This is a genomic window from Kitasatospora sp. NPDC056184, from assembly GCF_042268405.1.
Taxonomy (GTDB): Bacteria; Actinomycetota; Actinomycetes; order Streptomycetales; family Streptomycetaceae; genus Kitasatospora.
The window spans coordinates 1-13,437 of the sequence record NZ_JBHJUI010000006.1 but is presented as its reverse complement, the minus strand read 5'-3'; the positions used below and the strand labels follow the sequence as shown (position 1 = coordinate 13,437).

Sequence of the window (13,437 nt, the reverse complement as noted above, 5' to 3'; positions counted from 1 at the left end):
GCCGGTGAAGCCAGATGAAGTATGAGGCTGCGGAATGGCGTCCATCGCCCGTCCGGCTGTGAGCCAACGGTAGTTGAGCGCTCATCAGTTGGGGAGGGCGCGCGCGGATTTCATCCGAACGAGCTATCAAGTTGTGACGTTGACACCTCGGCGTCACGCCCTCCCCGTCTTCAGCGGCTATCGCGCGTCAGGAGCACTTCGTCCCGGCGGCCGGCAGCGTGCCCTCGGTGAGGTACGCGGCGTAGGCGGCGTCGACGCAGCCGTTGCCCGAACCGAAGGCGGCGTGGCCCTCGCCCACCCGGGTCAGCAGGGTGGCGCTGGCGAAGCCCTGGGCCAGCGACTCGGCGGCGGCGTACGGGGTGGCCGGGTCGCCGGTGGTGCCGACGACCAGGATCGGCGCGGCGCCCTCGGCCCGCACGGTGTGCGGCTTCTCGGGGGTCTTGAAGGGCCAGTTGGTGCAGGAGCCCTCGCTGAAGTCCTCGACGCTGACGCCCTTGGCGAGCAGCGGGGCCTCCTGCTGGAGCTTCTGCACGGCCTGCTGGGCCTGTTCGGCGGACGGGGCGGGCGAGGCGCCGTCGGCGCAGCGGATCGCGACCAGGGCCTCCGACTCGGGGGAGTAGTGGCCCTTCTCGTCCCGGCCGTTGTAGCTGTCGGCGAAGGCGAGCAGGGCGTCGCCCTGGCCGCCCTTCATCGCCTGCAGCAGCGACAGGCGCAGGTACTGCCACATGGTCTTCTCGTCGCCGTAGAGCAGGGCGGTGACGCCGGTCCAGCCCAGGTCGCTGCCGACCTTGCGGCCGTCCTTGGTGGGCAGGGGCTTGTCGCGCAGCCCGTCGAGGAAGTCGGCGGCCTTCTTGGCGGCCTTGTCGCTGCTCCTGCCGAGCGGGCACTCGTCGGCGTGCTTCTCGACGCAGTCGACGGCGAAGCGCTCGAAGGACTTCTCGAAGCCGATGATCTGGTTGAGGCTCGTGTCCAGCGCCTGCGCGGCGGGGTCGACGGCGCCGTCGAGGATCAGTCGGCCGACGTTCTTCGGGAACTCCTCGGCGTAGAGCGCGCCGAGGTAGGTGCCGTAGGAGACGCCGAGGTAGTTGAGCTTCTGGTCGCCGACGGCGGCGCGCAGCACGTCCAGGTCGCGGGCGGTGTTGCGGGTGCCGACGAAGGGCAGCAGCTTGCCGGACTTGGCCTGGCAGGCGGCGGCGAAGTCGGCGGCGTGCTTCTCCGACCGGGCCTTGGCCTCGGCCTGGTCGAGCGGGCCGTCCTCGGCGTTGAGCGCGTCGCGCTGCTTGTCGTCGAGGCAGAGGACCGGGGAGCTCTCGCCGGTGCCGCGCGGGTCGAAGCCGACCACGTCGAAGCGGTTGTGCAGGGTGCCCTCGAACTGCTTGTCGCCGAACTTGACGGTCTCCACGCCGGAGGCGCCGGGGCCGCCCGGGTTGACGATCAGCGAGCCGAGCTTCTGGTCCGCCTTGGCCGCCGGGTTCTTGACCAGCGCGAGGTCGACGGCCTCGCCCGCCGGGTTGGCGTAGTCGAGCGGGACGTGCAGCTTGCCGCACTTCATCAGGGAGAGGTCGATCTTCTGCTCGGCGGCCTTGGCGTCCGGCGGGCAGGCGGCCCAGGCGATCTGCTGGCCGTAGAACGGTTTGAGCGCCGGGTCGTCGGCCCCGGTCGGCTTCACCGTCGGGGTGGGCGTCGGCGTCGCGGTCGGCGTCGCGGCCGCGGCGCTGCTCGCCGGTGCGGAGGCGGCCTCGTCCTGGGCCGGCTTCTCGTCCCCTCCGCACGCGGTCGCGAGGAGGAGACTGCCGGCCGCGAAGGCGGCCAGCAGGAGGCGCGGGCGGGTGGCCCGGTGAGTCTTCATCGCATGTATGTACCACTCGCGGGTGACAGTTCGGATGCGGACCCCCCGTGCGGCCACTGCCCGCGCGGCTCCCGACGCCTCAGATCTCCCGGTGGACCTTGTGGTTGGCGGCCTGCGCGCGCGGGCGGACCACCAGCAGGTCGATGTTGACGTGCGAGGGCCGGGTGACCGCCCAGGCGACGGTGTCGGCGATGTCCTCGGAGGTGAGCGGTTCGGCGACGCCCGCGTACACCGCGGCGGCCTTGTCCTCGTCGCCGCGGAACCGGGTCACCGCGAAGCCCTCGGACTTCACCATGCCCGGGGCGATCTCGATCACCCGGATCGGCTCCCCGCACAGCTCCAGCCGGAGGGTCGCGGCGATGGTGTGCGCGGCGTGCTTGGCCGCCACGTAGCCGCCGCCGCCCTCGTACGCGGCCAGCGCGGCCGTCGAGGAGAGCACCAGGACGGTGCCGTCGCCGCTCGCCCGCAGGGCCGGCAGCAGCGCCTGGGTCACGTGCAGCACGCCGAGCACGTTGACCTCGTACATGGCCAGCCAGTCGGCCGGATCGCCGGTCTCGACGCTCTCCGCGCCGATCGCCCCGCCGGCGTTGTTCACCAGGACGTCCACCCGTCCGACCGCGGCGGCGAAGGCGTCCACGGCGGCCCGGTCGGTGACGTCCAGGGTGACCGCCCGGGCCGAACCCCCGCGGCCGCCGATCTCCTCGGCCAGCGCCTCGATCCGCTCGGTGCGGCGGGCGGTCAGCACCACCTCGAAGCCCTCGGACGCCAGCCGGCGGGCGGTCGCCGCGCCGATTCCGCTGCTCGCACCGGTGACCACGGCCACCTTCTGCTCGGTCATTGCCACTCCTGAGATATCCCGGTCGGTTCAACCGATCATCTCAAGGCCGTCGGCGTTACATTGCGAGAGGAGTGGACCCGCCCGCCGACCCCGCGGAGGACCCCATGACCGCCGAACCGCCCGCCGGACCGCCCGCCGGACCGCGCCGCACCGAGTCCGGCTTCCCCTTCGCGCCGGTGTACGGCCCCGAGGCGTCGGCCGGCCCGGACCGGGCCGAGCGGCTGGGCCGTCCGGGGGAGTACCCGTTCACCCGGGGGATCCATCCGACCATGTACACCGGCCGGCCCTGGACCATGCGCCAGTACGCCGGTTTCGGCACCGCCGCCGAGTCCAACGCCCGCTACCGGCGGCTGATCGCCGGCGGCTCCACCGGCCTCTCCGTCGCCTTCGACCTGCCCACCCAGATGGGCTACGACTCGGACGCCCCGCTCGCCGCCGGGGAGGTCGGCAAGGTCGGGGTGGCGATCGACGGCGTCGAGGACATGGCCGAGCTGTTCGCGGGCATCCCGCTCGGCGAGGTCTCCACTTCGATGACCATCAACGCGCCGGCCGCCGTGCTGCTGCTCCTCTACCAGCTGGTCGGCGAGGGCCGGGGCGTCCCGCCGGCCCGGCTCACCGGCACGGTGCAGAACGACGTGCTGAAGGAGTACATCGCCCGCGGGACGTACATCTTCCCGCCGCAGCCCTCGCTGCGGCTGGTCGCCGACCTCTTCCGGTACTGCCGGGCCGAGATCCCGCGCTGGAACACCATCTCGATCTCCGGCTACCACATGGCCGAGGCCGGGGCCACGCCCGCGCAGGAGATCGCCTTCACCCTCGCCGACGGGATCGCCTACGTGCGCGCCGCGCTGGCCGCCGGGCTGGCGGTGGACGACTTCGCGCCCCGGCTCTCGTTCTTCTTCGTGGCCCGCAGCACCCTGCTGGAGGAGGTCGCCAAGTTCCGTGCCGCCCGCCGGATCTGGGCCCGGGTGATGCGCGAGGAGTTCGGCGCCCGGGATCCGCGCTCGCAGCGGCTGCGCTTCCACACCCAGACCGCGGGCGTCCAACTCACCGCCCAGCAGCCCGAGGTGAACCTGGTCCGGGTCGCGGTGCAGGCGCTCGCGGCGGTGCTCGGCGGCACCCAGTCGCTGCACACCAACTCCTTCGACGAGGCACTGGCGCTGCCCACCGAGAAGGCCGCCCGGCTCGCCCTGCGCACCCAGCAGGTGCTCGCCCACGAGACCGATGTGACCGCCACCGTCGACCCGTTCGCCGGCTCGTACGCGGTGGAGGCGCTGACCGACGAGGTGGAGGCCGCCGTGCTCGGCCTGATGGCCCGGGTCGAGGAGCTGGGCGGGGCGGTGGCCGCGATCGAGGCCGGCTACCAGAAGGCGGAGATCGAGCGCAGCGCCTACCGGATCCAGCGGGAGACCGAGGAGGGCGCGCGCACGGTGGTCGGGGTCAACCGGTTCCGGCTGGAGCCGGGGGAGTTGGCGGCCGAGGAGCCGTACCGGCCGCTGCGGGTGGACCCGGCGATCGAGGCCCGGCAGGCCGGCCGGCTGGCCCGGCTGCGGGCGGCGCGCGACGGCGCCGCGGTGGACCGGGCGCTGGGCGCGCTGCGCCGGGCCGCCGAGGGGCGGGACAACGTGCTGTACCCGATGCGCGAGGCGCTGGCCGCGCGGGCCACCGTCGGGGAGGTCTGCGACGCGCTGCGCGAGGTGTGGGGCCGGCACGTCCCGGTCGAACGGTTTTGAGCCAATGTCCGGACGGCCCGGAACCCGGGCGGAGCCCGTCCGAACGGCCGTCAACCGCCCGGTCGAGGGGGTCGTGACCTTGATCGCCAATGGTCGTTGCACAGGGCAGGCATCATGGGGAAGGCGGCTGAAACAAGATGTCATACCCACCAACGCGGCCGGTATGCGCCCATCCGGGGACTTCTTTGCGGGAAGTCGGGCCAAATCCCCCCAACAGGCCTACCCTTGTTGAGATGAACCGTCGTGAGTCCGCCCAGTCGGCCGTCACCCTCACCGCTGCCCGCCCCGCCGCCGGTCTCCGCGACCGGGTACGGGAGCTGGAGCCCGAGCTGATCGCCTTCCGGCGGGACCTGCACCGGCACCCGGAGCTGGGCCGCCAGGAGTTCCGAACCACCGGCCTGCTGCGCGACCGCCTGGTCGCCGCCGGCCTCGCCCCCCGGATCCTCCCGGGCGGCACCGGAATGCTCGTCGACATCGTTCCCGAGTCCGCCCCGCGCGGGGCGGAGTTCCTCGCCTTCCGCGCGGACATCGACGCCCTGCCCATCGACGACGCCAAGACCGACGTCCCCTACCGTTCGAGCGTCCCGGGCCGGGCCCACGCCTGTGGCCACGACGTGCACACCTCGGTGGTGCTCGGCACCGCGCTGGTGCTCGCCGAGGCGGCCCGCGGCGGCGAGCTGCGGCGCCCGGTCCGGCTGGTCTTCCAGCCCGCCGAGGAGGTCATGCCCGGCGGCGCGCTGGAGGTGATCGCGGCCGGCGGGATGGAGGGCGTCGGCCGGATCTTCGCCGTGCACTGCGACCCCAAGGTGGAGGTGGGCCGGATCGGCCTGCGGGTCGGGGCGATCACCTCGGCCTGCGACCGCCTGGTGCTCCACCTGGACGGCCCCGGCGGCCACACCGCGCGCCCGCACCTGACCACCGACCTGGTCACCGCGGTCGCCCGCACCGCCGCCGAGCTGCCGGCCGCGCTGGCCCGCCGGATGGACCCGCGCTGGGGCGTCTCGCTGGTCTGGGGCCGGATCGCCGCCGGCTCCGCGCCGAACGTCATCCCGCAGCACGCGGAGCTGGAGGGCACCGTCCGCTGCCTGGAGCTGGCCGGCTGGCGGGAGGCGCCGGACCTGCTGCACGAGCTGATCGCCCGGCTCGCCGAGACCTACCGCGCGAAGTGGACGCTCGACTACCACCGGGGCGTGCCGCCGGTGGTCAACGAGGCGGTCTCGGTCGGGCTGCTGGAGGCGGCCATGACCGCGCGCTTCGGCCGGGACGGCGCCGAGGTGGTCGAGGACACCGAGCAGTCGCTCGGCGGTGAGGACTTCTCCTGGTACCTGGAGCACGCCCCCGGCGCGCTGGCCCGGCTCGGGGTGCGGGCGCCCGGCGACACCACCGTCCGCGACCTGCACCAGGGCCGCTTCGACGTGGACGAGCGCGCGATCGCGATCGGCGTGGAGCTGTTCACCGCACTGGCACTGGAGCCCGGCACACTCTGACGCATTCCCGCTCGGACCGATCGGAACCGGACACCCGCCAAGGGTGTCCGGTTTGTCGCTGATGAGGCGCTTTTTCATGGTCCGTACACTGGATTTCCCTGATTTCCACCACCGTTCGTGAAGGGCGAAGGGGCGTCGGGGCGACACCGAGACCACGGTTTGGTAACAACCCGAATGCTCCGGCGGCCCGTAACACAACCGTGTTCTACGCGCGTTACGGTGGCGTCCGACCACGCTCATCGGGTGCGTGTGAGAAGGAGATACTCCCTTGCGCCGTTCCATTAAGCTCGCCGCGGTTGTGCTCTCGGGTTCCCTGGGCATCGCCTCGCTCGCCGCTTGCGGCGCAAAGAGCAACGACACCACCGCCTCCTCGGGCTCGTCCGAGGGCGGCCTGAAGGTCGGCATGGCCTACGACATCGGCGGCCGTGGCGACCAGTCCTTCAACGACTCCGCGGCCCGCGGCCTGGACAAGGCCAAGACCGACCTGGGCGTCGCGGTCACCGAGGCCGACGCCAAGACCGGTGAGGCGGAGGCCGACAAGGAGACCCGCCTCAAGAACCTGGTCACCGCGGGCTACAACCCGATCATCGCGGTCGGCTTCGTGTACCAGGCGGCCGTCGAGAAGGTCGCCAAGGAGAACCCGAACACCAAGTTCGCGATCATCGACTCGGCCTCCGAGACCCAGCCGTCCAACGTGACCTCGCTGACCTTCTCGGAGCAGGAGGGCTCGTACCTGGCCGGTGTGGCCGCCGCCCTCAAGACCAAGACCAAGCACGTCGGCTTCATCGGCGGTGTGCAGTCCGAGCTGATCAAGAAGTTCGAGGCCGGTTACCGCGCGGGCGTCAAGTCCGTCGACCCGCAGATGCCGGTCGAGGTCACCTACCTGAGCACCCCGCCGGACTTCTCCGGCTTCGCCGCCCCCGACAAGGGCAAGGAAGCCGCGCAGGGCCAGCTCGACAAGAAGGCCGACGTCATCTACACCGCCGCCGGCTCCTCCGGCAACGGTGCCATCGAGGCCGTCGCCAACGCCGGCGCCCTGGCCATCGGCGTCGACTCCGACCAGGCCGCCCAGCCCGCCCTGGCGAAGTACAAGAACAGCATCATGACCTCGATGGTCAAGAACGTCGACAAGGCCGTGTTCGCCTACATCGAGTCCGCCAAGAAGGGCCAGCCCTTCACCGGTGTGAAGAACTTCGACCTCAAGGCCGACGGTGTCTCGCTCGCCACCACCGGCGGCAAGATCGACGACATCAAGGCCAAGCTCGACGAGGCCGCCGCCGCCATCAAGGGCGGTTCCACCACCGTCCCGACCGACCCGTCGAAGCTGTAAGGCTCCAGGGTCCGACCGGACGTCAACGGCACTGCCGCCTGCCCGGCAGCGCCATGATGGACGCAGCATCAGGGAGGGGCCCGGCAGGGTGCGCTCAGTGCGTACCCCCGGGCCCCGTCCCGTCCCCACCTCCTTCCGCTTTTGGCCCTCCAGCGCAACGACGCGCCTCCAGACCACCAGGAGACCGCCATCACCGCATCCGACCCCGCCCCGATGACGGGCGGTAACCCCAGCGCGGGGACGGCGACACCGGCCGTCGAACTGCGCGGAATCACCAAGCGATTCCCCGGCGTCGTGGCCAACCACGACATCAACCTCACCGTCCGCACCGGCACCGTGCACGCCCTCATGGGCGAGAACGGCGCGGGCAAGTCGACGCTGATGAAGATCCTCTACGGCATGCAGAAGCCGGACGAGGGCACCATCGCGATCAACGGCGAGACCTGCGAGTTCACCACCCCGGGCGACGCGATCGCGCGCGGCATCGGCATGGTGCACCAGCACTTCATGCTGGCAGACAACCTCACCGTCCTGGAGAACGTCGTCCTCGGCGGCGAGCACCTGCACGGCATCGGGGCCAGGGCCAAGGAGAAGATCGAGCAGCTCTCCGAGCAGTACGGCCTGGGCGTGCGCCCGGACGCCCTGGTCGAGGACCTCGGGGTGGCCGACCGCCAGCGCGTCGAGATCCTCAAGGTGCTCTACCGCGGGGCCAAGATCCTCATCCTCGACGAGCCCACGGCCGTGCTGGTGCCGCAGGAGGTCGACGCGCTGTTCGACAACCTGCGCGAGCTGAAGTCCGAGGGCGTCACCGTCATCTTCATCTCGCACAAGCTGCACGAGGTGCTCTCGGTGGCCGACGCGATCAGCGTCATCCGCCGCGGCACCACCGTCGGCGACGCCGACCCGAAGAGCGTCACCGCCCGCCAGCTCGCCGAGCTGATGGTCGGCGCCGAGCTGCCCTCCCCGGAGAGCCGCGAGTCGACCGTCACCACCGCCGAGATGCTGAGCGTCGACGGCCTGCGGATCGCCAAGACCGACGCCGAGGGCATCGAGCGCGTCGTCCTGGACGACATCTCGCTGCGCATCCACAAGGGCGAGATCCTCGGCATCGCCGGTGTCGAGGGCAACGGCCAGGCCGAACTGGTCGAGGCCGTCATGGGCATGCTCCCGCTGGACGCCGGCACCGTGACCCTGGACGGCAAGGACCTCTCCGGCACCCTCACCCGGGCCCGCCGCGAGGCCGGCATCGGCTACATCCCCGAGGACCGCCACCGGCACGGCCTGCTGCTGGAGGCCCCGCTCTGGGAGAACCGGATCCTCGGCCACGTCACCGAGAGCCCCAACTCCAAGGGCGTGCTGCTCGACCCGGCCGGCGCCCGCAAGGACACCCAGCGGATCGTCGAGGAGTACGACGTCCGCACCCCCGGCATCGAGGTCACCGCGGCCTCCCTCTCCGGCGGCAACCAGCAGAAGCTGATCATCGGCCGCGAGATGAGCCACGACCCCAAGCTGCTGATCGCCGCCCACCCCACCCGCGGGGTGGACGTCGGCGCCCAGGCGCAGATCTGGGAGCACATCCGGGTCGCCCAGCGGGCCGGCCTCGCCGTGCTGCTGATCTCCGCCGACCTGGACGAGCTGATCGGCCTGTCCGACACCATCAAGGTGATCTACCGCGGCCGGCTGGTCGCCGACGCCGACCCGGCGACCGTGACCGCCGAGGACCTCGGCACCGCGATGACCGGCGCCGCCAGCGGCCACATCGAGTCCGAGCCGGAGGCCCTCGCGCAGGCGCAGGCCCTCGCGGCGGAGGGCACCGAGGCCCCGCCGTCCGACACCCCCACCGACACCGCCGACGACCAGCAGGCGGGGGAGTAGCCACATGACCAGTCCCAAGCCCGCCGCCAAGCCCTCGTCGGCGAAGCGGTTCGACGGCGAGAAGATCGTCCTCGCCCTCGCCGCGCCGGTGCTCGCCGTCGTGCTGTCCGTCGCGATCTGCTCGGTGCTCCTGGCGACCTCGGGGAAGAACCCGTTCGACGCCTGGAACGTGATGATCACGTACGCCACCAAGTCGGACGGCCAGGTGGCCATCCTCAACCGGTCCACCACGTACTACCTGGCCGCCGCGGCCGCCGCCTTCGGCTTCCGGATGAACCTCTTCAACATCGGTGTCGAGGGCCAGTACAAGGTCGCCGCGCTGTTCGCGGCCTTCGTCGGCAGCCAGGTCGACCTGCCGTCCTTCATCCAGATCCCGCTGCTGCTGATCACCGCCATGCTGGTGGGCGGCCTGTACGCGAGCATCGCCGGTCTGCTGAGGGTCTTCCGCGGCGTCAGCGAGGTCATCTCGACCATCATGCTGAACGCCATCGCGGTGGCCATCGTCGGTCTGCTGCTCGTCCCCGGCATCTTCGCGCCGGAGAAGAGCGGTTCCAGCAACGCGATCCAGACCGCCCCGGTCTCGGAGTCCAGCCACTTCTTCGCGATCAACACCGACGGCGGGCCGCTCTACGGCTTCCTCTTCGTCGCGATCCTGGTCGGCGTGGCCTTCCAGCTCACCCTGACCCGCACCCGCTTCGGCTTCGACCTGCGCGCCACCGGCCGCTCGGAGACGGCGGCGACCGCCTCCGGCGTCAACGTCAAGCGGATGATCGTCATCTCCATGGTGGTCTCCGGAGCGCTGGCCGGCCTGATCGGCCTGCCCGAGCTGCTGCAGAACTCCTACAACTTCGGCCAGAGCTTCCAGCCGGGCCTCGGCTTCCTGGGCATCTCGGTCGCCCTGCTCGGCCGCAACAGCCCGATCGGCATGGCCTTCGCGGCCCTGCTGTTCGCCTTCCTGGACGCCACCGGATCCCAGCTGCCGCTCCAGGGCGGCTTCCCGTTCGAGATCGTCCCGGTCATGCAGGGCACCATCGTCATCTGCGTCGTCGTCGCCTACGAGCTGGTGCGCCGCTACGGCCTCAAGCGCCAGCAGCAGAAGGTCGGCGCCGAGCTCGCCGCCCAGGCCGCCGCGGCCGCCGAGAAGAAGGAGGTGTCCGCATGAGCACGGCCACCGCAGCCCGCGCCAAGGCGCCGGGTGCTCCCGCCAAGAAGCGCAAGATGACCTGGCCCGTGGTGCTGCTGCTGATCGCGGGCGCCCTGGTCCTGTTCTCCGCCGTCGGCATGATCACCGACAACCACTCGCTGACCTCCTCGGGCCAGATCACCGCCGCGCTCAGCGCCGCCGTGCCGATCGGCATGGCCGGTCTGGGCGGTCTCTGGTCCGAGCGGGCCGGCGTGGTCAACATCGGCCTCGAAGGCATGATGGTCGCCGGAACCTTCTGCGGCGCCTGGGGCGGCTACCTCGTCAACCCGTGGTTCGGCCTGGTGGCCGGCATGATCGGCGGCGCCCTGGGGGGTCTGCTGCACGCGGTCATCACGGTGACCTTCGGCGTCGACCACATCGTGTCCGGTGTCGGCGTCAACCTGCTGATCCCCGGCATCTGCGCGTACGTCAACCGGATCTACTACAAGGACTACATCTCCGCCGGCGCCGGCGCGAACCAGTCCCCGCCGGCCGATCCGCTGCCGTACATCACCGTGCCCGGCCTCTCCTCGGGGCTGAAGGACATCGAGGCGCACCACTGGTTCCTGGTCTCCGACGTGGCCGGCGTGCTCGGCGGTCTGGTCACCAACATCTCGGTGGTCGTGCTGCTGGCCGGTGCGCTGATCGTGGTCAGCTACTTCGCGCTCTGGCGCACCGTGTTCGGCCTGCGGCTGCGCTCCTGCGGCGAGAACCCCACCGCGGCGGAGTCGCTGGGCGTCAACGTCTACAAGTACAAGTACCTCGCGGTCATCACCTCCGGTGCCTTCGCGGGCCTCGGCGGCGCGTACCTCTCGCTGGTCGCGGCGCACTTCTACAAGGACGGCCAGACCAACGGCCGCGGCTTCATCGGCCTCGCGGCGATGATCTTCGGCAACTGGATGCCGGGCGGCCTCGCCATGGGCGCCGGCCTGTTCGGCTTCACCGACAGCCTCCAGCTGCGCGACCCGGAGTCGGTGCACGTGCTGATCCTGGTGGTCGCCATCGCCATGGTGCTGCTGTCGGCCTGGCACCTGTACCGCCGCAAGTACACGGCCGCGGTGATCTCCCTGGTGGTCTCGGCCGGCCTGTTCGTCTGGTACTTCACCACCGACGAGGTGCAGCGCCCGCTGATCGTCGCCACGCCGTACGTGATCACCCTGGTGGTGCTCTCGCTGGCCTCGCAGCGGCTGCGGCCGCCGAAGGCCGACGGCCAGATCTACCGCAAGGGGCAGGGCAAGTGACGTCCGACGCCGAGACGGTGGACTGGGCCGCGCTCCGGACGGCCGCGCGCGAGGCGATGCGCCACGCGTACGCGCCGTACAGCAAGTTCCCGGTGGGTGCCGCCGCCCTGGTCGACGACGGCCGGGTGGTCACCGGGTGCAACGTGGAGAACGCCTCGTACGGGCTCGCGCTGTGCGCCGAGTGCGGACTGGTCTCCGCGCTGCACGCGAGCGGCGGCGGCCGGCTGACCGCGTTCACCTGCGTGGACGGCGCCGGGGCGCTGCTGATGCCGTGCGGCCGCTGCCGCCAGCTGCTGTACGAGCACGGCGGGCCCGACCTGCTGATCGAGCTGCCGTCCGGCGTGCGGCCGATGAGTGACGTCCTGCCCGACGCGTTCGGGCCGGAGCGGCTCTAGCACTGCTGTTTGTTACGCGCGTAGAGTGTCGCGAGCGGGGCCCGAGCGGCCCCTGCTCGCGACACTCTTCGCTGTTGAACCCACCTTGGAGCAATGGAGCAACCATGGACGCCATCTCCGTCATCAGGACCAAGCGCGACCGCGGAGAGCTGAGCGACGCTCAGATCGACTGGGTCATCGACGCCTACACCCGCGGCGAGGTCGCCGACGAGCAGATGTCCGCCCTGGCCATGGCCATCCTGCTGAACGGCATGAACCCGCGTGAGATCAGCCGCTGGACGGACGCGATGATCCGCTCCGGCGTCCGGATGGACTTCTCCTCGCTGGCGCAGCCCACCAGCGACAAGCACTCCACCGGCGGCGTCGGCGACAAGATCACCCTGCCGCTCGCCCCGCTGGTCGCCGCCTGCGGCGCGGCCGTCCCGCAGCTGTCCGGCCGCGGCCTCGGCCACACCGGCGGCACCCTCGACAAGCTGGAGTCCATCCCCGGCTGGCGCGCCCTGCTCTCCAACGAGGAGATGCTGGAGGTCCTGCGGGGCACCGGTGCGGTCATCTGCGCGGCCGGCGACGGCCTCGCCCCGGCCGACAAGAAGCTGTACGCGCTGCGCGACGTCACCGGCACCGTCGAGGCGATCCCGCTGATCGCCTCCTCGATCATGTCCAAGAAGATCGCCGAGGGCACCGGCGCGCTCGTCCTCGACGTGAAGGTCGGCTCCGGCGCCTTCATGAAGAACATCGACGACGCCCGCGAACTGGCCCGCACCATGGTCGGCCTCGGCACCTCGGCGGGTGTCAACACCGTCGCCCTGCTCACCGACATGTCCACCCCGCTCGGCCTCACCGCCGGCAACGCGCTGGAGGTCCGCGAGTCGATCGAGGTGCTGGCCGGCGGCGGCCCTGCCGACGTCGTCGAGCTCACCCTGGCGCTGGCCCGCGAGATGCTCGCCGCCGCGGGCGTGCACGGCAAGGACCCGGCCGACGCGCTGCGCGACGGCTCCGCGATGGACCACTGGCGCCGCATGATCGCCGCCCAGGGCGGCGACGTCGACGCCCCGCTGCCGGTCGCCCGCGAGCGGCACGTCATCCCGGCCCCGGCCTCCGGCGTCCTCACCCGGCTGGACGCCTACGCGGTGGGCGTCTGCGCCTGGCGCCTCGGCGCCGGCCGCGCCCGCAAGGAGGACCCGGTGCAGGCGGGCGCCGGCGTCGAGATGCACGCCAAGCCCGGGGACACCGTGGTGGCCGGCCGGCCCCTGCTGACCCTGCACACCGACACCCCCGAGCGCTTCGACTACGCGATCGAGGCCCTCGCCGGCGGCATCGAGGTCGCCCCGGCGGGCACCCCGTTCACGCCCGCCCCGATCGTCCTGGACCGCATCGCCTGACGGTCTTCGGGGGTCTGCTCGCGTACGCCGGATGCTCCTATAGGCGTCAAGCCGCGGGAGCGAGTTCGGTTTGAGTGATGTGTGTGGTTGGTGTGCTGGTCAGGGTGCGGTAGACCTCGCGGGC

General features: G+C 71.5%; 10 protein-coding genes. 8 read left to right on the top strand and 2 right to left on the bottom strand.

The window, feature by feature from the left end; genetic code table 11:
• Nucleotides 1-187 precede the first annotated feature (187 nt).
• Together ACFC0B_RS14030 and ACFC0B_RS14025 are read right to left on the bottom strand one after the other, a co-directional pair.
• Complete coding sequence (locus ACFC0B_RS14030; protein WP_376086027.1) at nucleotides 188-1,849, bottom strand: alpha/beta hydrolase; 1,662 nt, start codon at nucleotides 1,847-1,849, stop codon at nucleotides 188-190.
• A gap of 79 nt (nucleotides 1,850-1,928) precedes the next feature.
• Complete coding sequence (locus ACFC0B_RS14025) at nucleotides 1,929-2,687, bottom strand: SDR family oxidoreductase (RefSeq protein ID WP_376086025.1); 759 nt, start codon at nucleotides 2,685-2,687, stop codon at nucleotides 1,929-1,931.
• A gap of 104 nt (nucleotides 2,688-2,791) precedes the next feature.
• Between ACFC0B_RS14025 and ACFC0B_RS14020 the strand changes: the two genes are divergently transcribed.
• The 8 genes from ACFC0B_RS14020 to ACFC0B_RS13985 all read left to right on the top strand — a co-directional run bounded on the left by ACFC0B_RS14020 (nucleotide 2,792) and on the right by ACFC0B_RS13985 (nucleotide 13,313).
• Nucleotides 2,792-4,420, top strand: a complete 1,629-nt coding sequence (locus ACFC0B_RS14020; protein WP_376086023.1) for a methylmalonyl-CoA mutase — start codon at nucleotides 2,792-2,794, stop codon at nucleotides 4,418-4,420.
• A gap of 233 nt (nucleotides 4,421-4,653) precedes the next feature.
• A complete protein-coding gene (locus ACFC0B_RS14015) occupies nucleotides 4,654-5,907 on the top strand; it encodes an amidohydrolase (RefSeq protein WP_376086022.1) in 1,254 nt (417 codons plus the stop codon).
• A 268-nt stretch (nucleotides 5,908-6,175) separates the two neighbouring features.
• Nucleotides 6,176-7,237 (top strand): BMP family protein, encoded by a 1,062-nt coding sequence (locus ACFC0B_RS14010; RefSeq protein ID WP_376086020.1) that lies wholly within the window; start codon nucleotides 6,176-6,178, stop codon nucleotides 7,235-7,237.
• Between the two features lie 213 nt (nucleotides 7,238-7,450).
• Entirely contained in the window at nucleotides 7,451-9,112 is a 1,662-nt protein-coding gene (locus tag ACFC0B_RS14005) for an ABC transporter ATP-binding protein (protein ID WP_376086019.1), read from the top strand.
• 4 nt (nucleotides 9,113-9,116) lie between these two features.
• Entirely contained in the window at nucleotides 9,117-10,274 is a 1,158-nt protein-coding gene (locus ACFC0B_RS14000) for an ABC transporter permease (RefSeq protein ID WP_376086018.1), read from the top strand.
• Nucleotides 10,271-11,536, top strand: a complete 1,266-nt coding sequence (locus ACFC0B_RS13995) for an ABC transporter permease (RefSeq protein ID WP_376086016.1) — start codon at nucleotides 10,271-10,273, stop codon at nucleotides 11,534-11,536. The genes ACFC0B_RS14000 and ACFC0B_RS13995 overlap by 4 nt, the downstream gene beginning before the upstream one ends.
• On the top strand, nucleotides 11,533-11,931 hold the full coding sequence (locus ACFC0B_RS13990) for a cytidine deaminase (protein ID WP_376086015.1): 399 nt from the start codon (nucleotides 11,533-11,535) through the stop codon (nucleotides 11,929-11,931). Before ACFC0B_RS13995 ends, ACFC0B_RS13990 begins: the two co-directional genes overlap by 4 nt.
• Nucleotides 11,932-12,035: 104 nt before the next feature.
• Nucleotides 12,036-13,313 (top strand): thymidine phosphorylase, encoded by a 1,278-nt coding sequence (locus ACFC0B_RS13985; RefSeq protein ID WP_376086013.1) that lies wholly within the window; start codon nucleotides 12,036-12,038, stop codon nucleotides 13,311-13,313.
• Nucleotides 13,314-13,437: the final 124 nt, after the last annotated feature.